Genomic DNA, 25,031 nt, shown 5'->3' with positions numbered 1-25,031 from the left:
CTTACGCCTCCATCAGTGATGCGGCCAGTCGGTCGAGCTCTGCCGTGGCCTCGGCACAGCCCCGGTTGGCCTCGGCCACCCGGACAACGTCCCCGATCACCAGGACGGCGGGGTTACTGCAGCCCGCGGCTGCGGAGGTGATGGTGCCCAGCTCGGCGATCGTGGTGCGCTGGCCGGGGCGGTAGCCGCGTTCGACGACCGCCATCGGCATGTCGGCCCGCATCCCCGCCCGGCGGAGTCCGGCTGCGAGGTGGTGCAGGGTGCCGATGCCCATCAGGACCACAATGGTTCCGCCGAGCCCGGAAAGGTGCGTTAATTCGTTCTCAGTCAGCGGGGCATGGCCGGAGACCACGGTGAACATGTGGCTGACTTCGCGGTGCGTGACCGGGATGCCGGCGGCGGCCGGAACCGAGATGGCGCTGGTGACTCCGGAGATGACGCGGACCGGGACCCCGGCCGCGACGCAGGAGGCGACTTCCTCTCCTCCCCGGCCGAAGACATAGGGGTCCCCGCCCTTGAGGCGGACCACATTGTTGCCGGCCAGGGCGCTTTCCACCATGAGCTTTTCGATGTCGGCCTGGCTGACCTTGTGGTGGCCGGGCTTCTTGCCCACATCCACGAGCTCTGCCGAGGTCAGGGACGGCAGGTCCTGGTACGGGGCGAGCCGGTCATAGAAGACGACGTCGGCGTCCCGCAGCGCCGCAACGGCCGCGATGGTGAGCAGCTCGGTGGTCCCGGGGCCGCCGCCGACGAGGGTGACGTGTCCTACCGGGCCGGCCGCTGGCTCGGCCGCCACCGGAATGCCGGTGGCATGGCACCGGCCCAGGAGGGCGTCCCAGCCGGGCTGGCCGTCGTCGACTGCCGCCACCAGGAACGGACGCTCGGGCAGCGGGCCGTCCATGCCGGCGCCCTGCGGCGTGCTGAGGCGGAACACGATGGCGCCGGCCGCTTCATAGCGCCGCACGGCCTGCCGCGCGGCGTGGTCCGCGCCCGTGACCAGGACTTCGCGTCCGGTGAGGTCAATGGTGAGCTGCATGGCTATACCTCGTTCTCGTCAAGCAGTTCCGGGGTGGTGGCGCGGACCGGAATGGAAGCGCCGATCAGGACTGGTTGCTGACCGGCCAGCGCCTTCTCCTCGGCCGTGGCGGGGCGCATCTGGCCGCGCTCGTCGGAGACGAAGGTAATGGAATCGTCCTTCTGGTCCGGGGCGTTGACGAAGGAGCGGAAGCGGCGGAGGCGCTCGGGATCCTTCAGGGTGTCGGCCCATTCGTCGACGTAGGTGTCAACGTGCTTGGCCATAGCGGCCTCAAGGTCCTCGGCGATGCCCAGGGTGTCATGCACCACCACGTCCTCGACGTGCTTAATGCCGCCGTCGAGCTCTTCCTGCCAGCGCGCGGTGCGCTGCAGGCGGTCGGCGGTGCGGATGTAGTACATGAAGTAGCGGTCGATGTACTTGATCAGGGTTTCGTCGTCGAGGTCCTTGGCCAGCAGCTGGGCGTGCGCCGGGGTGGCCCCGCCGTTGCCGCCGACGTACAGGTTCCAGCCGTCCGCGGTGGCGATGACGCCGACATCCTTGCCCCGGGCCTCCGCACATTCGCGGGCGCAGCCGGAGACGCCCATCTTCAGCTTGTGCGGGCTGCGGAGTCCGCGGTAGCGCAGCTCAAGCGCGATGGCCATGGCCACCGAGTCCTGGACCCCGAAGCGGCACCAGGTGGAGCCGACGCAGGACTTCACCGTGCGCAGGCTCTTGCCGTAGGCCTGGCCGGATTCGAAGCCGGCGTCCACGAGGATCTTCCAGATTTCCGGCAGCTGCTCCAGCCGGGCGCCGAACATGTCGATCCGCTGGCCGCCGGTGATCTTGGTGTAGAGGCCGTACTGCTCGGCGACAGCGGCGATCACGCCGAGCTTCTTCGGGGTGATCTCGCCGCCGGCGATGCGCGGAACCACCGAGTAGGTGCCGTCCTTCTGCATGTTGGCCAGGGCACGGTCGTTGGTGTCCTGCAGGGTGCCGCGGCCGGCGTCCAGGACGTAGGCGCTGTTCTGGCTGGCCAGGATGTTGGCGATGGTCGGCTTGCAGATATCGCAGCCGGCCCCGGTGCCGTACTTGGCCATGATCTCCTCGAAGGAGGTCAGTTCCAGGACACGGATGGCGTCGAAGAGTTCCTGGCGGGACAGCTCGATGTGTTCGCAGAGTGCCTTGGAGACCTCGACGCCGGACTTGGTCAGTTCGGTCTCGAGCAGCTTCTTGAGCATCGGCACGCAGGAACCGCAGCTGGTTCCGGCCCGGGTGCAGCCCTTCAGCTCGCCGAGTTCCTGGACGGGCGCGTTGCCGTCGCAGGCCCCGCAGCCGTTGACGGTGTCGCGGATGGTTCCCGCAGAGACGTTGTTGCAGGAACACAGGATGGCGTCGTCCGGCAGTTCGGTCTCCGGGGCCTCGCCGCCGCCGGCCGCGGTGAGGTAGGCGCCGGGTTCGGCGGCCAGTTCGCGGCCCAGCATGGGGCGCAGGGAAGTGTAGGGCGAGGCGTCGCCGACGAAAATGCCGCCGAGCAGGGTCTTGGCATCGTCGGTGGTGACGATCTTCTGGTAGACGCCGCGGGCGGGGTCGGCGTAGACAATTTCGAGCGCGTGTTCCGTGCGGGCGAAGGCATCGCCGAAGCTGGCGACGTCGACGCCGGAGAGCTTGAGCTTGGTGGCCGTGTCGAAGCCGGGGAAAGTTGCGTCGCCGCCGTGCAGCCGGTCCGCGACGATTTCGGCCATCGTGTTGGCCGGGGCCACCAGGCCCAGGCACATGCCGCCGAAGTTGGCGACCTCGCCGATTGCCCAGATGCCGGGAACCTCCGTGGAGCAGTCGTCGGAGATGACGACGCCGCCGCGCTGGCCGAGCTGGAACTGCTGCTCTGCACCCTCCGCAGCCCGGAAGAGCTCATCGCGGGGCCGCACACCGATCGCAACGATCACGATGTCGGCGTCGATGATCCGGCCGTCGGCCATGAGGACGCCGGTGACCTGGCCTTCGTCGTCGGAGAGGACCTCGGAGGGGAACACCCCGCCGTGGACGGTGAAGCCCTTGGCCTCGATGAGGCGGCCGAGCGCCTGTCCGGCACCCTCGTCCAGCTGGGTGTTCATGAGCCACGGCGAGCCGTTGATGACGATCGGGGTGGCGCCGAGCTGCTCGGTGCCGGCCGCTGATTCCAGACCCAGCAGACCGCCGCCGATTGTGACAGCGTTGACCTTGCGGCCAAGCTTCTCGGTGAGGTCCGCGATCGCCTTGTTGATGGACCAGACGTCCTCAAGGGTGCGGTAGACGTGGGTGAGTTCAGAGCCCGGGATGGGCAGACGGGCCGCGTCCGAGCCCGTCGCGACCACAAGCTCGTCATACTCAAAGACGGTTCCCGCCGCGGTCTTGACCGTCTTGCCGGCGGCGTCAATGCTGATGACGCGTTCGCCGGTCTTGAGGTTCAGGGCTGTGTGGTCCCACATGGAAGCGCTGCCCAGGGTGAGGTCGACGTCGCTGTCGGTCAGTGCCTTGCTCAGCGCGACGCGGTCGTAGGGGAGGTGGGCTTCCTCGGTGAGGACGGTAACGTGCCAGCCATCGAGTCCGCGGGCGTGCATGGCATCGGCAAAACGGTGCGCTGCGGGGCCGCCGCCGGCCACCACAATACGGCGCGGGGCGGCGCTGGCTGCGCCCTGGTTCGGGTGGCTTGAGGGGTGTCCGGTCACGGTGGGCCTTTCGCATGGGCCGCAGACGGTGCTCTGCAGCTTGTCGTCCCAGACTAGGCAACGGGAATTTCGCTTCAGTTTCCCTTATGTTTCGTGATCTTAACTTCTGCATCACGAATGCATTTCCGGCCGTGTTAGCTCTCTTTTACGCGCCGGACACATCCGGCGCGTCCGGATGAAACACCGCGGGCCTAGCTTGAATATGTGGCCGCAGCAGCGGTTCAGCCCGTAAAGGGATGTATCAGAGAGGGGCCGGGATGACCGCCGTACTAGAAACCGCAGTACTTGACGCAGTACCCGACATTGAGGACCAGACCGCTGAGCAGGCAGCCGCAGCCGGCTGGCACCGCGTGTGCGCCGTGGCGGACCTCGAACCCGCCTGGGGCGAGGCAGCACTGATTGCGGGCCGCCAGGTGGCCCTGTTCCGCACCGTGTCCGGTGAGGTTTTCGCCGTCGCGCAGGAAGACCCGGCCACCGGGGCGCACGTCATGGCCCGCGGCATCACCGGTTCCCGCGGGGACCGCCCCACGGTGGCTTCGCCGTTGCACAAGGAGGTCTACGACCTCGCTACGGGTGAGTGCCTCGGCAGCCCGGAACTCCGGCTCGCCACCTTCGGTACCCGGGTTGTGGGCGGGTACATCGAGGTAGAGCTCTAGAGGCCCAGGGCTTCGCGGACGTCCGCCAGGACGCCGTCCAGCGCGGCACGCGCCTCGTCCCGGGCCGCCGGAAGCTCGGCGGCCGAGCCGACGCTGCGGATGACTTCCAGGTAGCACTTGAGCTTCGGTTCCGTGCCGCTGGGACGGATGATGACGCGGCTGAGGTCCCTCGTCAGGTACATCAGGCCCTCGGTGGGCGGGAGTTGCTCGCTGCCCACGGCCAGGTCCGTGACGGCCTCGACGCCGGAGCCGCCGAACGATTCCGGCGGGCTGACGCGCAGCCGGTTCATCATCGCGTCCAGCAGGCCGAGGTCTGCCACCCGGATGCTGAGCTGGTCGCTCGCGTGCAGCCCGTGCACTAGGTAGAGCTCGTCCAGGGTGTCGAAGATGGTCTTGCCCTCGGCCTTTGCGGCCGCCGCGAGCTCGGCGATCAACACCGCCGCGGAGATGCCGTCCTTATCGCGCACCAGCGACGGGGCGACGCAATAACCCAGCGCCTCCTCGTAGCCGTAGACCAGTCCCGGCACGCGGGCAATCCATTTGAAGCCGGTCAGGGTTTCCTCGTGGGCGTAGCCTGCTGCGGCCGCGATCCGCGCCAACAACCGGGACGACACAATCGAGTTGGCGAACACGCCGGCCGGTGCCTCGCCGCCCGCGGCCTGCCGGGCTACGACGTGGGCGCCGAGCAGGGCGCCCACCTCATCACCGCGCAGCATGCGCCACGCGCCGGTGCCCGGGTCCTTCGCCGCCACGGCCGCCCGGTCGGCGTCGGGATCGTTGGCGATCACGATGTCGGCGTCCTCACGCGTCGCCGCCTCCAGGGCCAAGTCCAGAGCCCCGGGCTCTTCCGGGTTGGGGAAGTTCACCGTGGGGAAGTCCGGATCCGGGTGCGCCTGTTCCGTGACCAGCGTGACGTCGTCGAAACCGGCGGCGTTCAGCACCGCCACCGCCGTTTCCCCGCCCACGCCGTGCATGGGGGTCAGGACGATCTTCAGCCTGCGGGCCGGGAAGTTTTCCGGAACCGCCAGGGCCGCGACGGCGCGCTGGTATTCGGTGGCGATCGAGGGCTCCAGTACGGTCCACCCGTCGGCGGCCAGGAGGATGGAGTCCAGGTCGCCGACGGCGTCGATCTTCGCCGCTATCAGGGCGTCGTAGGGTGCCACGATCTGGGCGCCGCGGCCGCTTTCCTCAACCGCGTGGCGGCCCAGGTACACCTTGTACCCGTTGTCCTGCGGCGGGTTGTGGCTGGCGGTGACCATGACGCCGCCGTCGCAGTCCAGCGCCCGGACCGCGTACGCGAGCAGCGGGGTGGGCAGCGCGGCCGGCATCAGGAAGGTTTCGACACCGGCCGCGGTGAGGATCGCAGCGGTTTCTTCGGCGAAAATATCGGAGTTGTAGCGGGCGTCGTAGCCGACGACGGCGCGCGGCCGGGTGCCGGGGGAGGCCTGCTCGACGGCGTTGGTGAGGAAGGCGGTGAAGCCGGCGGCGGCGCGGCGGACCACCACGCGGTTCATCCGGTTCGGCCCCGGGCCAAGGGCCGCCCGTAGTCCGGCGGTGCCGAACTGGAGGGTGCCGCTGAAGCTGTCGGCCAGCTCCTGGCGGGCCGCGGCGACGCCGCCATCGGTGAGACGAATCAGCTCAGACAAGGTGGCGGCGGTGGCGGGGTCCGGGTCCCGGTTTGCCCAGTCTCGGGCATCGCTCAGGAGTCGGGCGAGTTCGGCATCAGAAGACGTCATAGGAACCAAACTATCGCCAATCGCGAGGGATTCCTGCCCAAAGAATCGGGAGTTGGGGTTTCAGTTCCATCTCAACGCCTCAAGCAGGACCTTGACACCCAAATTTCCGGACACGTAGCGTCTGGAATATGAAGATGGGCCGTGGCGTGGAATGGGCCGTGCACAGTTGCGTCAACATGGCATGGACACCGCCGGGCGAGCCGGTGAACAGCGCACGGCTGGCCGAATTCTACAGACTCCCGGCCGCTTATCTCAACAAGCAGTTTCAGTCGCTGGTCCGGGCCGGTGTGCTGGAGTCAGTCTCCGGGCCCCGCGGCGGATTTCTTTTGGCGCGCCGGCCGGAAAACATCACCGTGCTGGACATTGTGCTGGCGCTGGAGGGCCAGGACCCGGCCTTCCGGTGCGAGGCGATCCTCGGGAATGTCCCGGATCCGGATCGGCGGGATAACTTCGCACGGACGTGCCTTATTTCCCAGACCATGCGCCAGGCCGAACTCGCCTGGCGCCAGGCGCTGGCGCGCCAGAGCATCGCCGGAATCGCGGACTCGATCGAGCGGCGGTTCCCGTCGGACAAGGCAAAGGTCCTGGACTACCTGGCTGCGGAATAACCGCAGCGAGGTAGTCCAGGACCTAGCCGGCACCAGTAATGCAGTGATCAGAGCTTGGCGATGATCTCTGCGAGCAGCTTGGAAATCCGCGGTCCGGCGGCCTGGCCGGCCTCAAGGACTTCCCCGTGGCTGAGCGGCACGGGGCTGATCCCGGCGGCGAGGTTGGTCACGAGCGAGATGCCGAAGACTTCCATGCCGGCGTGGCGGCCGGCGATGGCCTCCAAGGCCGTGGACATGCCCACCAGGTCGGCGCCGATCCGTTTGGCGTACTGCACCTCGGCGGGCGTCTCGTAGTGCGGGCCGGTGAACTGGGCGTAGACGCCCTCCTCCAGGGACGGGTCCACTTCGCGAGCGAGGCCGCGGATCCGGGAGGAGTACAGGTCTGTCAGGTCCACGAACGTGGCGCCTTCCAGCGGAGAGGTGGCGGTGAGGTTGATGTGGTCGCTGATCAGCACCGGGGTGCCGGGCGTCCAGTTCTCGTTGAGCCCGCCGCAGCCGTTGGTGAGCACGAGGGCCTTGCAGCCGGCGGCCGCGGCGGTGCGTACGCCGTGAACCACGGCGCGGACTCCCTTGCCCTCGTAGTAGTGGGTGCGTGCGCCCAGGACGAGGGCCCGCTTTCCCTCTTTGGTCAGCACCGAGCGGATGGTGCCCACGTGCCCCACTACGGAGGGTGCGGAGAAGCCGGGGATTTCGGCGGCGGACAAGGTGGCGGTGGTCTCGCCGATCAGCTCGGCGGCGTCGCCCCAGCCCGAGCCGAGGACCAGCGCGACGTCATGGGAATCGACGCCCGTCTCTTCGGCGATGTAGTCGGCGGCGGCGCGGGCGGCGTCGAAAGGGTCCGTGTTCAGGAATTCTGTTGTACTCACCGGTACAAGTTATCGCGGCTCGGCCCTGCTGCCCAGCATGCGCGGCGGGACGAGCGCAGGGCCCGGATTCTTGGTGGCTCCGGTTCGGATGGTGGACAATGGTTGATTGTGACTACGCATCCTGACTTCAGCTCACCCCGCATCGCAATTCTCGGCGGAGGGCCCGGCGGCTACGAAGCCGCCATGGTCGCCGCTTCGCTGGGGGCGCAGGTCACCATCATCGAGCGTGCGGGACTCGGCGGCTCCGCGGTGCTGACCGACGTCGTGCCCTCCAAAACCTTGATCGCGACGGCGGACCTGATGACCCGCGTCGGTGAGGCGGGGGAGCTGGGCGTCAAGTTCGACGTCGACGGCGGCGACTTTGCCCCGTCGATGCGCGCGGACCTCAAGCACATCAACGACCGCCTGCTCCGCCTGGCGCGGAAGCAGTCCGAGGACATCCAGGCCGGGCTGGAACACCAGAACGTCCGCATCCTGATCGGCTCCGGCAAGCTGCTGGACAACCACACCATTGAGGTCCTGACCGCCGACGGCACCGAGACGGTGGAGGCGGACACCATCCTGCTGGCGGTCGGCGCCCACCCGCGCGAGCTGCCCACGGCGCGTCCGGATGGTGAGCGCATCCTGAACTGGGCCCAGATCTACAACATGGACGAACTCCCCGAGGAGCTCATCGTGGTGGGTTCCGGTGTCACGGGCGCGGAATTCGCCTCGGCCTACAACGGCCTGGGCTCCAAAGTCACCCTGATTTCCAGCCGCGACCGCGTGCTGCCGGGCTCGGACACGGATGCCGCCGAGGTCCTCGAGGGCGTCTTCGAGCGCCGCGGGCTGAAGGTCCTCTCCCGGGCCCGCGCCGAGACCGTGGAGCGCACGGAGGACGGCGTGGTGGTCACCCTCGGCGATGGTTCCAAGGTGACCGGCAGCCACTGCCTCGTCTGCGTCGGCTCCATCCCGAACACGGCCGGAATCGGCTTGGAGGAAGCCGGCGTCGCGCTCACCGAGAGCGGCCATATCAAGGTCGACGGCGTCTCGCGCACCACGGCGCCGAACATCTACGCCGCAGGCGACTGCACCGGCGTCCTGGCCCTGGCCTCGGTGGCCGCGATGCAGGGCCGGATTGCCGTGGCCCACTTCCTGGGCGACGCCGTCATGCCGATCAAGCTGCACCAGGTGGCATCCAACATCTTCACCTCGCCCGAGATCGCCTCCGTGGGCGTGTCCGAGGCGGAGATCGAATCCGGCAAGTACCAGGGCGACATCATCAAGCTGTCCCTGCGCAGCAACGCCCGCGCCAAGATGCGCAACCACCGCGACGGGTTCATCAAGATCTTCGCCCGCAAGGGTTCTGGCACCGTCATTGGTGGGGTGGTGGTGGGCCCGAACGCCTCCGAGCTCATCTTCGCGCTATCGATCGCCGTGACCCAGAAACTGCATGTCGACGACATTGCCAGCACCTTCACCGTGTACCCGTCGCTGAGCGGCTCCATCTCCGAAGCGGCCCGGCGGCTCCACGTTCACATGTAACAGTTCACATGTAGCAAAACCGGAGGCCGAAGCCATGCAGAGTCCCCGCTCGCTTGTTGAGCCGATGGAACAGAACTGTGCGCTGCCCTCCGGTGCGGAGGAACGCTTTGCCGGCTACGCCGTCATGGGCGTTCCGTTCAGCTCCGGCTACGTCCTGGCCTTTCGGCATTTTCCGGCGTCGTCCGTCGGCCCGGGCTACATCTCGGTCTGGATCCGCGACCCTGCCGGTGTCTGGACGATTCACAGCACCACCGACCCCGGGACCTCCTGCCCCCGCTACTTCGGCAGCGCCATCGGCTCGGCGTCCACTCGCCGGATCTCCATCCGGTGGCGCGACGGCTATTCCTTCAGCGTGGACGTCGGAGCCGGCGTGGACCTGAGCTGGGACCTGAAGCTGGCGGCGACGCCGGTCACCCGGCTTATGTCCGCGGTGTCCGGCGCCGTTCCGGAGCGGCTGTGGCGCAGCCGGACGTTCCTGCGTGCCATGGGGGCCGTTGCCGGCCCGGTGCTGGGGGCGGGGCACCTCGGGTTGACGGGCGCGGCGCCCAACGGCCAAACCTTTTTGGCGCGCCCGCGGCGGATGTGGTTCGTCCGCGATAGCAAGGCGCAGTTGCAGGGGCACAGCCTGGGACAGACGTCGGCACTGCCCGTCCAGGAACGGCTCGGGGAATTCTGGGTCCCGCAGCGCGGCATCTTCATGACCGGTTCGGTCTTATTCGAGCCCTAAGTACCGGGAGCGGCCATCTTACGGGCAGATCAGGGCGAATGACCGCCGGACATTCGCCCTGATCTGCCCGCGGAGTCCGGCTCCGCGCCATCCGCGGCGGGGAACTCCCGCATTTACCCGGCCTAAAACGGGTACGGTGCGATGTCCGGCCGCACGGTCAGCCACTGGATTTCCGTGAAGGATTCGATGTTGGCATGATGGCCGCCGATCCGCGAGCCGTTGCCCGAGTTCTTGACCCCGCCAAAGGGCGAGTTGGCCTCGTCGGACACCGTCTGCTCGTTGATATGGATCTTTCCGGAGTCGAGCCGGTCGGCGATCGCCATGGCCATCCCGACGTCGCCGAGGATTCCTATCGAAAGCCCGTATTCATTGTCGTTGGCCAGGGCAACGGCCTCGTCCACGGTGGAGAACTTCATCACCGGGGCGACGGGGCCGAAGATCTCGTCCTTCCACGCCGGGCTGGCGAGGTCGAGGTCGGCGAGCACGGTGGGCTGGTAGAACCGGCCGTCATGGCTGCCGCCGGCGGCCAGGCGCGCGCCGCCCTGCACCGCGTCCTGAACGATCGTGTCCACCCGGTGGAGCTGCTTCTCGTCGATCACCGGGCCCAGCGCCACTGTTCCGCTCTTCGGGTCGCCTACCGGTAAATGGCGGGCCTTTTCCGCCAGGGCGCTGACGTAGTCCTCGTAGATATCCTCGTGCACGATATGCCGGCCGGACGCCATGCAGATCTGACCCTGGTGCATGAAGGAGCCAAACGCGGCGGCGGAGACAGCTTTGGGGAAGTCGACGCCGGGCAGCACGATCAGTGCGTTGTTCCCGCCGAGTTCCAGATGGGCACGCTTGAGCAGCCGGCCGGCCGCCTCGCCCACTTTGCGCCCTGCCGCCGTCGACCCCGTGAAGGCGATGACGCGAACCTCGGGTGCCTCTACGACGGCCGAGCCGATCTCGGCGCCTCCGGGCAACAGGGAGAGCAGGCCGGGCGGAAGACCTGCCTCCTCGAACACCCGGACCAAGGTGACGCCACCACAGACCGCAGTGCGCGGGTCCGGTTTGAGCAGGACGGCGTTGCCAAGGGCCAGCGCCGGGGCGACTGCGCGGATGGAGAGGATCAGCGGAAAGTTGAAGGGTGCAATCACCGAAACGACGCCGACGGGCCGGCGCCGGGCGAAGGACCAGCGGCTCTCGTTCGAGGTCAGCACGTCGCCAGCTGGGAGTGAGGGCAGGGCGGAGGCGTCGTAGCATTCGTTGGCCGCGATGTGGGTTTCCAGCCCGGCTTTGGGCGGGATGCCGCCGGATTCGCGGACGATCCAGGCCTGGATTTCCGCCGAGTGTTCCTCCCAGAGCTGTCCCGCGCGGCGGAGCACGGCGGCGCGGTCCTCCGGGTTGCGGGCGGCCCAGTCCTTCTGCGCTTTCGCGGCCACCGCGGCGGCTTCGCGGACATCCTCCACTGAGGCCACGCCATAGCGGCCCAGCGTTTCTCCGGTGGCTGGTTCGACGGCGTCACCGGTCCCGCCGCGCCCGGGCCGCCAGCCGCTGAGGTAGATCTTGCCGTCCCAGAGGGCGGAGTCGAGCAGGGACATGTTGCGTCCTTTCATCGTGGGTCCTGCTTGTGTACCGGCCGGTCGAATCAGGACCGGACCGGGCCTTCGTCCATCACATGTCGGTACGCCGCCGCCGTCAAGAGTGCGGGCGTCAAGAGGGCCGTGCGTTGCCGCCCGCGGGACCTTCGGCCGTAGTGCGTCACAGCCGGGGGAGGTCAAGTTGGCACATGGCCAAAATCTATATCCCCTACGGGACCGTTGAAGGACAAACAGCAAAAATCGCGGATTATATTGCCGAGGTAATCCGGGCGAACGGGCACCAGGCAGAGACGGCGGACCTCAAACATTCTGCAGACCCTCTGCCGGGCGGCTACGACGGCGTGATCGTGGCGGCCTCGGTGCACGTGGGAAAGCACGAGGGATACGTCGCAGACTTCGTCAAGAAGAACCGCGCTGAGCTCGAGCGGCTGCCTTCCGCCCTGGTTTCGGTGAGCATGGCCTCCCAAGGGGACGAGGAGACGGCGGAGAGCTACGTGGAGAAGTTTGAGCAGGACACGGGGTGGCGGCCCGCGCAAGTCGGGCTGTTTGCCGGCGCCCTGCTCTATACCCACTACGGGTTCATCAAGAAGCTCGTCATGAAGAAGATCGCCAAGGACAAGGGATCCCTCGACACCGACACCACCCGGGACTATGTCTACACCGAGTGGGACGGCGTCCGGCGTTTCACCGAAGACTATCTGGCGGCATTCGCCTAGCGCGGGCAGTCAGAAGTAGGACTCAGAAGCAGGGATCAGGAGTAGGCGTACGGCGGAACGGTATCGCCGGGCGCAAAGGGCCGGTACCAGTGCTCGAAACCCAGCTTCCCGGCGTCGGCGTCGGCACTGTCCGGGCTGTCGCCGTCGTCGTCGGAGTACAGAGCGTCGCTTTCGGCGTCCTCCAGCAGGACTTCCCCGACGGCGGCCCGCCAGTTCTCCGGAAGGTCCAGTTCGTAGATTTCCTCAGTGATTTCCGCCTGATCGAGCAGGCAGCGGACGGCGAGTTCCGCTGCGAGGCATCCGGGCGCGGTCCAGCCCCGGACCAGGGACGCGGTGACATCTGCTGCGACCACGATGAACTTCTGGGTGAACTTCGCGTCGTAGCTGGCGGCGAACTGAGGCGGCAGCGAGGACAGGACGGAGGTCCCGGCGATGTCGGCCGGCGTGACAACCTCCAGCGTGCTGAGGGTGCCGAGATCGCGGAATAACTGGTCGATGAGGATGCTGGACGAGTTCCACAGGAGTCCGGCCAGCAGGCGGGTCTGGCCCACGGCCTTGTGACGGTCGTCCGGATCGACGGCGGCCATCTCGGCCAGGTCCTCGGGATCAAACTGGAGCCGCTGCTCGGCCGTCATATCATCCGGGTGCGGGTCGAGCCCGAGCAGTTCCAGGCTCAATCCGGTCAGCTTCCCGGCGTCGGCCAGCAACTCTTCGGTGATGTCGTCGTCTTCGGCGCTCATGCCCCCGATGCTACCCGCCGATTGCCCGTGGCCCGATTTGCGTTACGCGGCCGGGTTCGGCGGCGGCGCGGCAGTTTTAGGCGGCCGCCGGGTGAATGGTTCCCGACGTCGAACTGGCCCCAGCCATCCGGGCGGACAGCAGATAGGCGATCCCGCAGACCAGGGGAACCAGGCTGGCAGCGATCAGCGATCCGACCGCGCCCGACCTTCCGATGACCGTAATCAACAGCGGCAGAACCCCCAGGGCCACCAGCAGCCAGCCGGCCAGGGCGGTGAGTTTCAGCCCGAGGATGGCGGCCGGGAAAGCCAACGCGAGCACGCTGACGGCTATAACGGGGCCGTTGTCACTGAGGAAGGTGCTCAGGGCAGCGGGGTCGAAGGCGAGCCACACGCACGCGGCAATGAAGGCAGAGGCGAGGGCGAGCAGCAGGGGGGCGGTTGCCGCCGGCCAAAACCAGGCCGAGACCCCGAGGATGAGCATCGGCACGACCCAGGCGAGCGTTATCAGCGTTCCGGCTGTTCCGCCCGGCTCCTGCATCGCGAACCCGCCGATGAAGATTCCCCCGAGGACCGTGAACGCCGCCATGACGGCCGCTCCGGTGCGCGTCAGCGCGGCGGCCCGCCGCTGCGGATCCTTTTCTCGTGACATGACAACACCCATCACGACGGCGAACACAATTATTGCACCGAGCGCCAAAATAACCGGGACGTTCATGGAATGCCTCCTGCAGACGAACGGACCTCAGTCCATTGCATCGCTGCAGCAGCGGCTGCGCCAAGGGGAGAAAGGCCCGCTTCGCGACGGGGAGTCGAGTTGTGAGCGTTGAACGCACTGAACTCCGCGACGCCAGATTCCAGCGCAAAAGCGTCCCCGGCAACTTCCGGGGACGCTTTTGCGTTTGTCGGAGGTTACGGCGCAAGCAACTTGCAGCAACCGAACCCCTTCGCAATCCGGCGGGCATTCCGCCGCCCGTGGACCTCATCATCCGGACGGCGGGGAGGACCATGCGGACGACAATTCCCGTGCGGGCGATCAGGGATTAAGTCCTCTACCTCCGGGCGTGTCCCATATGCATAATGTCGCCATGTGGATCCCCGCTCTATTCCTAATCTTGGTCGTCATCTCGATACTGGTCACTTACTGGCAACTCACCTTGACCGGACTCGCCATTTGGGCGCTTGTGGCCTGGAAGAGGCACGCCGCGGCCGACACGAGGCCGAGCTACCCCCGGAAGCCCGTCCAGACCCGGCCTGTGTCTAAGCCTGTCCAGACGCGTCCTAAACCCAAGCCTGTCCAGACCCGGCCTGAGCCCAAGTCCAAGCCCCAGCCTGCCCGCGAGATGCCCGCGCCCGAATACCTGCCCAGGTGGACTGCGAACCGCCGGCTGGACGCAGGCCGCGAGCATGCCCAGTGGCAGAAGACGTTCGACAGCGCAGCGCAGTAAACGTTTCTGAACTGTGCCTCAGGCTGGTCCGGGCTCCCTGCCTTCAGGACACCCCACGATCAGGCAACCGCCCCCTGAAAGTGGGCCTCGATGATCCCCTTGATGTCGTCGTGGCAGCCGCCGCAGCCGGTGCCGGCGCGGGTGGCCGCGGATACCTCGGGCACCGTCCCGCAACCCTCGGTAACGGCAGAGGCAATGGCGGTCCCGCTGACGCCGGCGCACCGGCAGACCGTCCGGGCCGGGTCGGCGGAACCCGCGGCAGCGGCCTGGTCCGGCCCGTCCAGGCGCAGCAGCAGCGACCTGTCCGCGGGGAGTTCCGCGCCGCGTTCGAACAGCTGCACCAGCTCGGCCGAGGTGCGCGGCATGCCCACGGACACGAGGCCCTCGAGCACGCCGGCGCGGGTGGTCATCTTGACGTAGCGGCCGTGCTCGGGATCGGCCCACTGGGCAATCTGCAGCCGCGCCCGGCCGTTCACGGCGCCGGCTGTCAGGGCTTCCTCGTCCCACGGGTCTGCGGAAACATCCCCGGCCACGGCCATGTTCATGCCGCGGGCCTTGAGCACGATCACGCCCGGAAGCTCCGCCGCAAGGGACGGCAAGGCTTCCGCCTCGGCAGAAGCGCCGGATGCCAACAGGGACAGATAGTCGGCGAGCCATTCGGCCTGCCGCCAGCCCGGGCCCACCAGGCCGGACGGGCCGCGCGCGGTCCGGCACTGGACGCACTCGGGGTCCGGGCAGCGGACTTCGGCGCAGTCGCCGATCGCAAAGATGTGGGGTTCGTGGTGGGCGCGGAGCTTGTGGTCCACCAGGATCCCGGCGGCGGTGGAGAGCCCGCAGCCCTCCGCCAGTTCGGTCCGCGGCCGGACACCGCAGGAGAGCACCAGAAGGTCGCCGTCGATCGCGGAGCCGTCATCGAGCAGCAGGGCCGAGAAGCCGCCGTCGGGCGCGTTGTGCTCCACGCCGACCGAGCGGGCGTTGCCGGCCACCCGCACGCCGCAATTCCGCAAGGAGGCCGCGAGTACGGCGCCGCCGCCGCGGTCGATGTTCCGGCCCAGGGGGTGCGGGCCGTTGTGCACCACAGTCACGGTGGCGCCTTCCTCGGCCGCGGCGAGGGCCGTCTCCAGGCCCAGCACGCCGCCGCCCAGGACCACCACCCGCTTTCCGCCTGCAACGGCGGAATGGAGCACGGAGGCATCGCGGAGATCCCGCAGGGCGGTCACGCCCGGCGGCAGCACCGGCGCGGCCGGGTCCGGGTTGAGGCCGGTGAGGTTGGGGATGACAGGGCGCGAACCGGTGGCGAAGACGAGCCGCTCATAGCCGGGGGAGGTGCCATCGCTCAACAAGACTTGCTGCCGGGCCCGGTCCACACGGCGGACGCGGACGCCCAGCCGGACGTCGACGCCGTCGGCCACCAACGCTGCCGCGTCGGCCAGGGCCAGGGCGGCCGGCGTGGTCCGGCCGACGCCAAGATCGGCCACCAGCACGCGGTTGTACGCTGCCTCCGGCTCGTCACCGATCACCGTCAGGTGGGCGATGCCGCTGCGCACGGCCGGCAACAGCTCGTCGATCAGCCGCGCGGCGACGGGCCCGAAGCCCACCACCACAATCCGCTCAGTCATGAGGTCTCCTCTGCTTGAAGAAAGCGGGCCGGAACTCCGCTGCGATTGCCGGCCGCGCCCACGGAAACTGCGTCCCCGCACATCGCGCCGCCGGGAACCGCCGGGCGGATCCACACCTTGCTGGTCTTGAACTCGGGCATCCCGGATATGGGGTCCGTGGCGGCCTCGGTGAGCCGGTTGGCGCTCTCGAGTTCCGGGAAATGGAACGGCAGGAACACCGTCTCCGGGCGGATGTCCGTGCTCAGTTCGGCCCGGCAACTGACCACGCCTCGTTCGTTGGATATCGAGACGTAGTCGCCGTCGGCGATTCCCTGGGCGGCGGCAGCGGCGGGGTGGAGCTGCAGCCGCGCCTCCGGCTGGGCTTCGGCCAGCGCGGCCACCCGGCGGGTCTGCGCGCCGGACTGGTAGTGCTCCATGAGGCGGCCGGTGATGAGGGTCATCGGCGTTCCGGACTGACCGGCACCGGCGCGGTCCGCAGAGCTCGAAGAAACAGAACGACGCCGGGGGGTCACTGCCGTGAACACTGCCCGGCCGCCCGCGTGGGCAAAGGCGTCCAGGAAGAGCCGCGGCGTTCCTTCGCTTCCGGCGGGGTAGGGCCAGTAGGCGGCCTCGCCGCGGTCCAGCATGGCGTAGTCGATCCCGGAGTAGTCGGCCAGGCCCCCGGAGGATGCGAGCCGGAGTTCCTCGAACACGGTTTCGGGGTCCTCGCTGAACGTGGACGGCGCGTCCAGCATTTCGGCCAGCCGGGTCATGATCCACAGTTCGCTGCGGACACCGGGCGGGGGAGTGAGGGCCCGGCGGCGGCGCAGCACGCGGCCCTCGAGGTTGGTCAGGGTTCCTTCTTCCTCGGCCCACTGGGTGACCGGCAGGACCAGGTCCGCCTCGGTGGCGGTCTCGGAGAGGAAGAAGTCGCACACCACCAGGAAGTCCAGGCTGCGCAGGCCCGCGATCACGGCGTTCGCATCCGGGGCGGACACCGCCACGTTGGCGCCGTGCACGAAGAGGCACCGGACGCCGTCGGGCTGTCCAAGGGACTTGAGGAGTTCGACGGCGGGGAGGCCGGGGCCCGGGATCAGGGCTTCGGGCACGCCCCAGACCTTTGCCATGTGGGCGCGGGCGGCGGGATCGGTGATCTTCCGGTAGCCGGGGAGCTGGTCCGCCTTCTGGCCGTGTTCGCGGCCGCCCTGGCCGTTGCCCTGGCCGGTGAGTGTGCCGTAGCCGCTGCGCGCGGAGCCCGGCAGGCCCAGCAGGAGGGCGAGATTGATGGCGGCCGTGGCGGTGTCGGTGCCGTCGACGTGCTGTTCGACGCCGCGGCCGGTGAGGATATAGCTGCCGCCCTTGCCGGCGCCGTCGGCCAGCCGCCGGGCGGTTTCACGGATCAGACCGGCCGGGACGCCGGTGATCGACTGGACGCGTTCCGGCCAGAAGCTCGCGACGCTGCGGACCGCGGCTTCGTAACCGGTGGTCCGGTCCGCGATGTACCCGGCGTCGGCGAGGCCCTCGTGGATCACCGCGTGGGAGATCCCCAGGAGCAGGGCGAGGTCGGTGCCGGGCAACGGCTGCAGGTGCAGGCCGCCGCCGTCGGACGTGAAAGCGGCGGTGGCGGAGCGGCGGGGGTCGACCACAATCAGCCCGCCGGCGTCGCGCGCACCCTGGAGGTGCTGGACGAAGGGCGGCATGGTCTCGGCCACGTTGGAGCCGAGCATCAGGATGGTGCTGGCGGCGTCGAGGTCCGCCAGCGGGAACGGCAGCCCGCGGTCCAGGCCGAACGCGCGCATGCCGGCCGCGGCGGCCGAGGACATGCAGAACCGTCCGTTGTAATCGATCCGCGAAGTGCCCAGGGCCAGCCGGGCGAACTTGCCCAGCTGGTAGGCCTTCTCGTTGGTGAGGCCGCCGCCGCCGAACACGCCGACGGCGTCCGCCCCGTGCTCGGCGCGGGCCTGCTTCACAGCCGAGACGATCCGCCCGAGGGCCTCGTCCCAGCTGACCGGGCGGTGGACGCCGTCGGCGCCCTTGAGCAGGGGCTCCGTGACGCGGCCGGTGTGGTTCAGCAGTGAGGCCGAGGTCCAGCCCTTGCGGCACAGACCGCCGCGGTTGGTGGGGAAATCCCGGCCGGCGACTGTCAGAAGAGGCAGGGCGACGGGGGTGTCGGCCGCAGACTGCTCCGACACGGGGTCTGACCCCGGCTGGACAGCCGGGGTCAGAGCCGCTGGAGATGTGAGCGTCATGGCGCACTGCAGGGCGCAGTAGGGGCAGTGCGTGTCGGCGCCGGTGGTCATGTTAGACGTGTCCCATCGCGTTTCGGTTGGCGTTGCGGATGTAGAAGAACCAGCAGACCACCAGCATCAGGACGTAGGCCCCGATGAAGCCGTAGAAGGCTGACGTGTAGGAGCCGCTGGCGGTGTTGGAGGCGTTGAGGACCTGAGGGATGATGAATCCGCCGTAGGCGCCGATGGCCGAGATCAGGCCCAGGGCCGAGGACGCGAGCCGCTGGGTGGTCACCGTGCTGGCACCGGAGCGGGCGGCCCGGCTGGAGGTGGCGAAGATGATCGGGATCATGCGGTACGTGGCGCCGTTCCCGAAGCCGCTGGCGGTGAAAAGGAGCAGGAACAGGAACAGGAAGAGCCAGAAGTTCTTCAGCGGCAGGGTCCAGAGCATGGTCAGGGTGATGACGGCCATGGCCGCGAACGCCGCGACGGTCATGCGGGCCCCGCCCATCCGGTCCGCCAGGCGTCCGCCGAAGGGGCGGGCCAGGGATCCGACCAGCGGGCCGAGGAAGGCCAGGGACAGTGCCACAGTGCCGACGCCGATTGAGGAGAACGCCGGGAAGTAGTCCTTGATGAGCTTGGGGAACACGCCGGCGAAGCCGATGAAGGAGCCGAAGGTGCCGATGTACAGCAGCGCCATGATCCACAGGTGCGGTTCCTTGAGCGCGGCGAGCGAGCCCGCGACATCGCCCTTGGCGCTGGTGAGGTTGTCCATGTACTTCCAGGCACCGAAGGCTGCCAGGAGGATCAGCGGAACCCACATGAGGCCGGCGACGGGCAGGTTGACGGTGCCGGCTGCCAACAGCGTGATGGCGATCGGAACGGCAAGCTGTGCGACGGCGGCACCGAGGTTGCCGCCGGCGGCGTTCAGTCCCAGGGCCCAGCCCTTTTCGCGGGCCGGGTAGAAGAAGGTGATGTTGGCCATCGAACTGGCGAAGTTGCCGCCGCCGAAGCCGGCGAGGGCTGCCACGAACAGCATGGTGCCGAAAGGGGTCTCCGGGTTGGAGACGCACATGGCCAGCCCGATCGAGGGGAGGAGCAGCAGCAGGGCCGAGGCGATGGTCCAGTTGCGGCCGCCGAAGCGGGGGACCATAAACGTGTAGGGGATCCGCAGCGTGGCGCCTACCAGGCTGGGCATGGAGATCAGCCAGAAGATCTCGCTGGTGGAGAATGTGAAACCAGCGGCGGGAAGCTGGACCACAACAATCGACCAGAGCTGCCAGACCACGAAGCCCAGGAACTCGGCGAAGATGGACCAGTTCAGGTTGCGCCGGGCGATGGAGCGGCCGGCCGATTCCCACTGTTCCTTGTTTTCTGCATCCCAGTTGGCGATCCAGCGGCCGGGCCGGTGGTCGAGGGTAAGGGCGTCGGTGCGGGCGGCGCCGGCATCTGCGGTGCCGATTTCGGCGGTGCGTTCAGCAGTCACTTAGGAGACCTCCTTGGGGGGTGTTGTCCTTCAAAGGTAGGGATGCCGCGTTTCAGGGACGGTCGCGGTTTATTAACGCGCTGTGACTTTTGCCTATCGGGGCTTTTATGACGGTGTGAGAATGGGTGTGACGACCACCACGTGAGACAACGACACGGTGTCCAAATAACGGACCATTTGTCCATTTACTGGACGGTGGGAACTAATATCGGACTTATACGAATCCCTAGCCGGCGGCCCCGGGCATCGGGCTCTTGGGGAACATCCGACCGGTCTTCATGAAAGCGTTACTACATGTCATCCACTGCAACCTCCGCGGAGCGTGGGTCTACCAAGCAGGTGAATTCGCGCGGCCGCGTGATTGTCGCCAGCCTGATCGGCACCACCGTCGAGTTCTATGACTTCTACGTGTACGCCACCGCTGCCGTGCTGGTTTTCCCGAAGCTCTTCTTTCCCGGGCAGAACGAGACCACCCAGCTGCTGGCATCCTTCGCTGTATTCGGCGTCGCGTTCATCGCCCGCCCGCTCGGCTCGGTGGTCTTCGGCCACTTCGGTGACAAGTTCGGCCGCAAGGGCACGCTCGTTGCCTCGCTGCTGACCATGGGCATTGCCACCTTCCTGATCGGCTGCCTGCCGACGGCGAGCGTCCCGGGCTGGGCCTTCTGGGCCCCGGCGCTCCTCGTGGTCCTGCGCTTCTGCCAGGGCCTGGCCCTCGGCGGCGAATGGAGCGGCGCGGCGCTGCTGGCCACCGAAAACGCCCCGTCGAACAAGCGGGCCATCTACGGCACGTTCCCACAGCTGGGAGCCCCGATCGGCTTCATCATCGCCAACGTGATCTTCCTGGTCTTCAGCTACACCCTGACGCCGGAGGCCTTCATGGAATGGGGCTGGCGGGTGCCGTTCCTGCTCAGTGCCGTCATGGTCATCATCGGCCTCTACGTGCGCCTCAAGCTGATCGAAACCCCGGCCTTCACCAAGGTCCTCGAATCCAATGAGGTTGCCAAGCTGCCGCTGGCACGGGTCTTCAAGACCAGCTGGCGTCCGCTGATCCTGGGCACGTTCATCATGCTCGCCACCTACGTGCTCTTCTACCTGATGACCACGTTCACGCTGACCTACGGCACCCGGGCGTCCAGCCTGGACACCGCTAAGGCCGCCGCCGAAAAGGCCGGCAAACCGATGACCGAGGCCGCTGCCGCAGCGTTCGTCCCGGGCCTGGGCTACAGCCGGAACGACTTCCTCTGGATGCTGATCGCCGGCGTCGTATTCTTCGGTATCTTCACGCTGGTCTCCGGCCCGCTGGCTGAGAAATTCGGCCGCCGCAAGATGCTGATTGTTGTAACTTCCGGCATCCTCGCCTTCGGCCTGCTGTTCGTTCCGCTGTTCAGCGCCGGATTCGTGGGCGCCATGGCACTGCTGATCATCGGCTTCTCGCTCATGGGCCTGACGTTCGGTCCCATGGGTGCGCTCCTGCCGGAGTTGTTCCCGGGCAATGTCCGGTACACCGGCTCCGCCATCAGCTACAACGTCTCCAGCATCCTGGGTGCAGCCGTGGCTCCGTTCATCGCCGTCTGGCTCTGGGAACTGGCGGGAGGCAGCACAGTGCTGGTGGGCGTCTACCTCGCCTCCATGGCCGTGCTGACGCTGATCGCCCTGTTCGTGAGCAAGGAAACCCGGGACATCGACTACACCAACAATGTGGCCTAACGCTCTCCACTAAGGCAAAAAGCCCGGTGTGTTCAGTGAACACACCGGGCTTTTCCGTGGGCGGGGCCCTCAGCCGGCGTAGCGCTCCACGAAGTTCCGCAGGATTTTCATCGGTTCCGTCGCGGTGAACCGCCGGGCGTCCTCCATGAGCATTTCGGCCGATTCCGGCGGGAAGTAGCCGGCGTGGCGGTAGATATCGATCCTCGTGACGAGCCCTTCGGCATCGAGCTCAGGGTGGAACTGGGTGGCGTACAGGTTGGTCTTGATCCGGAACATGTGCACCGGGCAGGCGGCCGAGCTCGCCAGCAGCACCGCGTGGGAGGGCAGGACGGTGCAAGCTTCCTTGTGGCCGGTGAACGCCGTGAAGCTCTCCGGCAGTCCGCGCAGGAGGGGATCCTGCAGCCCTTCCGCCGTCAGTTTGATGGTTACGCCACCGAGGCCTTCACCGTAGGTCCGGTCGATCACGGCGCCCTGATGCAGTCCGAGGGTGCCGACGCCGTAGCAGGCGCCGAGAAACGGGAAGTCCTCGGCCACGATCCTGTCCAGCAGCCCGGCGAGTTCTCGCTCCACCCGGTGTTGGGTGGCGCTCTTGTGCTCGGCCGGGTCGCTGGAGGTGAAGGGACTGCCGCCCACAATGACGCCCGAATAGTCTGACAGTTCCAGGTCAGGCAGCGGTGCGGCTTCCATCCGGATGCGGTGCAGCTGCTCCGGCTTGAGCCCGCAGTAACGAAGATAGGCGCGGTATTCTTCCTCGGCGGCGGTGTCTTCCGCGCGCGAGGCGAGGAGCAGGAATGGCTTCACACACCTAGTCTCTACTGGCCGGTCACGGAGGCGCCAGAGGCGCGCCCGCGACCGGCAGTGTCGACTACTCCTCGCCGTCCTCGATCATGGCGATCACGGCGCCGGCGGAGACAGTCTCGCCGGCCGCCGCGGAGAGGCCGATCACGATCCCGGCGCGGTGGGCGGTGAGCGGCTGTTCCATCTTCATCGCTTCGAGCACGACGACGAGATCGCCCTCGGCCACGGTGTCACCTTCGGCCACGGCCACCTTCACGATGGTCCCCTGCATGGGGGAGGTCAGCGCGTTGCCGCTCGCGGCCACGGCTGCGCCGCCACCGCGGGAGCGCTTCTTGGCCTTGGCCGGCTTGGCGCCTGCCGCGTTGCTGATCGAGCCCAGCGACGCCGGCAGAACCACTTCCAGGCGCTTGCCGCCGACCTCGACGACGACGCGCTGGCGGTCGCCGGCGTCGGCCGCTTCGGCCTCGGTGCCCGTGGGGGTCCAGGCGGGAATGTCGTTGACGAACGCGGTCTCGATCCAGCGGGTGTGCACCTTGAACGCGCCGTCGGCCGGTGCGAAATCGGGGTTGGTGACAACCGCGAGGTCGAACGGGATGACGGTGGGGATGCCTTCCACCACCATTTCCTCAAGGGCGCGGCGGGACCGCTGCAGGGCCTGGGTGCGGGTGGCGCCGGTGACGATCAGCTTCGAGAGCATGGAGTCGAAGTTGCCGCTGATGACATCGCCCTGCTCCACGCCGGAATCGATGCGGACGCCGGGTCCGGTGGGGTTCTTCAGTGTCGTGATGGTGCCCGGAGCGGGCATGAAGTTGCGTCCCGGGTCCTCGCCGGTGATGCGGAATTCGATCGAGTGGCCGCGGACTTCCGGGTCGCCGTAGCCGAGTTCTTCGCCGCAGGCCAGCCGGAACTGCTCGCGGACGAGGTCGATTCCGGTGACTTCCTCGGAGACGCAGTGCTCCACCTGGAGGCGGGTGTTGACCTCGAGGAAGGAGATGGTGCCGTCCTGGCCGACGAGGAATTCGCACGTGCCGGCGCCTAGGTAGCCGGCTTCCTTGAGGATGGCCTTGGAGGATTCGTAGAGCCGGCGGTTCTGTTCCTCGGTGAGGAAGGGGGCCGGGGCTTCTTCGACGAGCTTCTGGTTACGCCGCTGGAGCGAGCAGTCGCGGGTGGAGACCACCACGACGTTGCCGTGGGCGTCGGCGAGGCACTGCGTCTCGACGTGCCGCGGGGCGTCCAGGAAACGCTCGATGAAGCACTCGCCGCGGCCAAAGGCGGCGGTGGCCTCGCGCACGGCGGATTCAAAGAGTTCGGGGATTTCTTCGCGGGTGCGGGCCACCTTGATGCCGCGACCGCCGCCGCCGAAGGCCGCCTTGATGGCGACCGGCAGGCCGAACTTGTCCACGAACTCGAGGATTTCCTCGGCGGATTCGACCGGGTCGGCGGTGCCGGGGACCTGCGGGGCGCCGACCTTCTCGGCGATGTGGCGGGCCTGGACCTTGTCCCCGAGAGCTGAGATCGCTTCGGGGGAGGGCCCGATCCACGTGATGCCGGCACCGATCACCTTGGCAGCGAATTCGGCATTCTCGGCCAGGAAGCCGTAGCCGGGGTGGATGGCGTCCGCGCCGGACTGGCGGGCGACGTCGATGATCTTGTCCATCACGAGGTAGGACTCCGCCGCGGTGTTGCCACCGAGGGCGTAGGCCTCGTCGGCGAGCCGGGCGTGGAGCGCGTCGCGGTCGGGGTCCGCGTAGACAGCCACCGAGGCGATGCCTTCATCGCGGGCGGCGCGGATGATGCGCACCGCAATTTCTCCGCGGTTGGCGATCAGCACCTTGGTCAGCCGGCGGGTGCCCGCGGCTGTAGATGACTGTGTTGATCCCGGCACGGTGGGTGCGGACTGCTCCGAATTTGCTGACAAGGCGTCTCCTTCTTTCCTTCAGGGAGCCTAGCGCGGTTTTGAGGGTTCCGCCGATATTACTTGCGGATTCCGCGCGTATACGGCCCTTCCTTTGTAGGGTTGCCACAAAGGGCGGCGAAATGGCTCACTCCGCGCTCACTCTGTCTCTACTCTGTCTTTACTGCGTCCTCACTCGGCGCGGACGTCCGCCGGGTCCACGGCCCCGCCGGTCCAGAGCTCGGTGATGCCCACATTTGCCTGGCCGAGCAGCGCGCGCAGGGTAGAGATGGAGAGCCCGACGACGGTGTGGGGGTCGCCGTCGACCTTGCGGATGAACGCCCCGCCATAGCCGTCGATCGTGAAGGAGCCGGCGCACTGGAGCGGCTCGCCGGTGGCGATGTAAGTTTCGATTTCCTCGGCACTCATCTCCATGAAGTGCACCTCGGCGGAGGACACCGAGCCCAGGGTGGCACCGGTGCCGCGTGCGGTGCCGGCGCCGTCGTCGTCCGCCCCTTCGCCGTCGGTATCGTCATCGGTATCGCTGTCCGTGTCGCGGCAGTCCACGAGCCAGTGGCCGGTGTGCAGGACACCCATGCTGCCGCTCATGCGGAGCATGCGTTCGCGGGCGACGTCGGCCGTGTAGGGCTTGCCGTGGGCCTCGCCGTCGAACTCGAAGACCGAGTCGCAGCCGATCACGATTGCACCGTCCGCCTCGGGCAGCGAAGCGACGGCCTCGGCTTTGGCCCGGGCGAGCAGGAGGGCAGTGTCATGCGGATCCGTCACGCCATAGCTGGCCTGGACGGCGTCCTCGTCCACATCCGAGACGAGGACCTCGTGCCGGATGCCGGCATGGCTGAGCAGCTTGGTGCGGGCGGGGGACTGGGAGGCAAGAATGAGGCGGGTCACCGTTCCAGCCTAATCCACCGCAGCACAGCCACACGGGGTCCCGGATGGGCGCCTGGACGGGGCAGAAGACCCTGTTTGCGGATACGTGACAGT

General features: G+C 67.8%; 19 protein-coding genes. 6 read left to right on the top strand and 13 right to left on the bottom strand.

The genetic code is table 11. From position 1 onward, the window contains the following. Position 1: 1 nt before the first annotated feature. Entirely contained in the window at positions 2-1,036 is a 1,035-nt protein-coding gene (gene cobA / locus AC1D2F_RS08070; RefSeq protein WP_229993219.1) for a uroporphyrinogen-III C-methyltransferase, read from the bottom strand. A 2-nt stretch (positions 1,037-1,038) separates the two neighbouring features. Beyond that, positions 1,039-3,720: a nitrite reductase large subunit NirB gene (gene nirB, locus AC1D2F_RS08065; RefSeq protein WP_290369345.1), complete on the bottom strand. Its 2,682-nt coding sequence runs from the start codon at positions 3,718-3,720 to the stop codon at positions 1,039-1,041. Positions 3,721-3,977: 257 nt separating this feature from the next. Here nirB and nirD point away from each other — a divergent pair, with 257 nt between their 5' ends. Continuing rightward, positions 3,978-4,376 carry a nitrite reductase small subunit NirD gene (nirD, locus tag AC1D2F_RS08060; protein WP_229993220.1) on the top strand — a complete coding sequence of 133 codons (399 nt, stop codon included), beginning with the start codon at positions 3,978-3,980 and terminating at the stop codon, positions 4,374-4,376. Here the strand turns inward: nirD and AC1D2F_RS08055 are convergent. Continuing rightward, a complete protein-coding gene (locus tag AC1D2F_RS08055; RefSeq protein WP_229993221.1) occupies positions 4,373-6,112 on the bottom strand; it encodes a phospho-sugar mutase in 1,740 nt (579 codons plus the stop codon). The two genes, nirD and AC1D2F_RS08055, sit on opposite strands and share 4 nt — an antisense overlap. 128 nt (positions 6,113-6,240) lie before the next feature. On the opposite strand from AC1D2F_RS08055, the gene AC1D2F_RS08050 reads away from it, so the two are divergent. Continuing rightward, positions 6,241-6,720: an RrF2 family transcriptional regulator gene (locus tag AC1D2F_RS08050; RefSeq protein WP_229993222.1), complete on the top strand. Its 480-nt coding sequence runs from the start codon at positions 6,241-6,243 to the stop codon at positions 6,718-6,720. Between the two features lie 47 nt (positions 6,721-6,767). On the opposite strand, the gene AC1D2F_RS08045 is transcribed toward AC1D2F_RS08050, so the two are convergent. Next, entirely contained in the window at positions 6,768-7,586 is an 819-nt protein-coding gene (locus AC1D2F_RS08045) for a purine-nucleoside phosphorylase (protein WP_229993223.1), read from the bottom strand. Between the two features lie 108 nt (positions 7,587-7,694). Between AC1D2F_RS08045 and AC1D2F_RS08040 the strand changes: the two genes are divergently transcribed. Together AC1D2F_RS08040 and AC1D2F_RS08035 are read left to right on the top strand one after the other, a co-directional pair. Then, positions 7,695-9,110 (top strand): NAD(P)H-quinone dehydrogenase, encoded by a 1,416-nt coding sequence (locus AC1D2F_RS08040; protein ID WP_229993224.1) that lies wholly within the window; start codon positions 7,695-7,697, stop codon positions 9,108-9,110. A 34-nt stretch (positions 9,111-9,144) separates the two neighbouring features. Next, complete coding sequence (locus tag AC1D2F_RS08035) at positions 9,145-9,837, top strand: hypothetical protein (RefSeq protein ID WP_364747285.1); 693 nt, start codon at positions 9,145-9,147, stop codon at positions 9,835-9,837. A gap of 122 nt (positions 9,838-9,959) precedes the next feature. Here AC1D2F_RS08035 and AC1D2F_RS08030 read toward each other — a convergent pair whose 3' ends face one another. Then, positions 9,960-11,417, bottom strand: a complete 1,458-nt coding sequence (locus AC1D2F_RS08030) for a benzaldehyde dehydrogenase (RefSeq protein WP_364747518.1) — start codon at positions 11,415-11,417, stop codon at positions 9,960-9,962. Between the two features lie 188 nt (positions 11,418-11,605). Here AC1D2F_RS08030 and AC1D2F_RS08025 point away from each other — a divergent pair, with 188 nt between their 5' ends. Next, entirely contained in the window at positions 11,606-12,133 is a 528-nt protein-coding gene (locus AC1D2F_RS08025; RefSeq protein ID WP_476966521.1) for a flavodoxin domain-containing protein, read from the top strand. 35 nt (positions 12,134-12,168) lie between these two features. Here AC1D2F_RS08025 and AC1D2F_RS08020 read toward each other — a convergent pair whose 3' ends face one another. The 5 genes from AC1D2F_RS08020 to AC1D2F_RS08000 all read right to left on the bottom strand — a co-directional run bounded on the left by AC1D2F_RS08020 (position 12,169) and on the right by AC1D2F_RS08000 (position 19,630). After that, positions 12,169-12,873 (bottom strand): hypothetical protein, encoded by a 705-nt coding sequence (locus tag AC1D2F_RS08020; RefSeq protein WP_229993227.1) that lies wholly within the window; start codon positions 12,871-12,873, stop codon positions 12,169-12,171. 76 nt (positions 12,874-12,949) lie between these two features. Then, complete coding sequence (locus AC1D2F_RS08015) at positions 12,950-13,588, bottom strand: hypothetical protein (protein ID WP_229993228.1); 639 nt, start codon at positions 13,586-13,588, stop codon at positions 12,950-12,952. 789 nt (positions 13,589-14,377) lie between these two features. Further along, positions 14,378-15,937, bottom strand: coding sequence for an FAD-dependent oxidoreductase (locus tag AC1D2F_RS08010; protein ID WP_476966520.1), 1,560 nt, complete (start codon positions 15,935-15,937; stop codon positions 14,378-14,380). After that, positions 15,934-18,216, bottom strand: a complete 2,283-nt coding sequence (locus AC1D2F_RS08005) for a molybdopterin oxidoreductase family protein (RefSeq protein WP_476966519.1) — start codon at positions 18,214-18,216, stop codon at positions 15,934-15,936. The genes AC1D2F_RS08010 and AC1D2F_RS08005 overlap by 4 nt, the downstream gene beginning before the upstream one ends. 1 nt (position 18,217) lies before the next feature. Further along, positions 18,218-19,630 (bottom strand): MFS transporter, encoded by a 1,413-nt coding sequence (locus tag AC1D2F_RS08000; protein ID WP_414645527.1) that lies wholly within the window; start codon positions 19,628-19,630, stop codon positions 18,218-18,220. Between the two features lie 294 nt (positions 19,631-19,924). Here AC1D2F_RS08000 and AC1D2F_RS07995 point away from each other — a divergent pair, with 294 nt between their 5' ends. Further along, positions 19,925-21,337 carry an MFS transporter gene (locus AC1D2F_RS07995; RefSeq protein WP_229993232.1) on the top strand — a complete coding sequence of 471 codons (1,413 nt, stop codon included), beginning with the start codon at positions 19,925-19,927 and terminating at the stop codon, positions 21,335-21,337. A 69-nt stretch (positions 21,338-21,406) separates the two neighbouring features. Here AC1D2F_RS07995 and AC1D2F_RS07990 read toward each other — a convergent pair whose 3' ends face one another. The 3 genes from AC1D2F_RS07990 to AC1D2F_RS07980 form a co-directional block, all read right to left on the bottom strand. Then, complete coding sequence (locus AC1D2F_RS07990; protein ID WP_229993233.1) at positions 21,407-22,138, bottom strand: glutamine amidotransferase; 732 nt, start codon at positions 22,136-22,138, stop codon at positions 21,407-21,409. Positions 22,139-22,202: 64 nt separating this feature from the next. Continuing rightward, positions 22,203-24,053, bottom strand: coding sequence for an acetyl/propionyl/methylcrotonyl-CoA carboxylase subunit alpha (locus AC1D2F_RS07985; protein WP_476966518.1), 1,851 nt, complete (start codon positions 24,051-24,053; stop codon positions 22,203-22,205). 168 nt (positions 24,054-24,221) lie between these two features. Further along, positions 24,222-24,938 carry a Maf family protein gene (locus AC1D2F_RS07980; RefSeq protein WP_476966517.1) on the bottom strand — a complete coding sequence of 239 codons (717 nt, stop codon included), beginning with the start codon at positions 24,936-24,938 and terminating at the stop codon, positions 24,222-24,224. Positions 24,939-25,031 lie beyond the last annotated feature (93 nt).

This window comes from Arthrobacter sp. P1_B3, from assembly GCF_056406615.1.
Note: the sequence above shows the minus strand (reverse complement) of the source record. Positions and strands in the feature narration are given on the sequence as shown.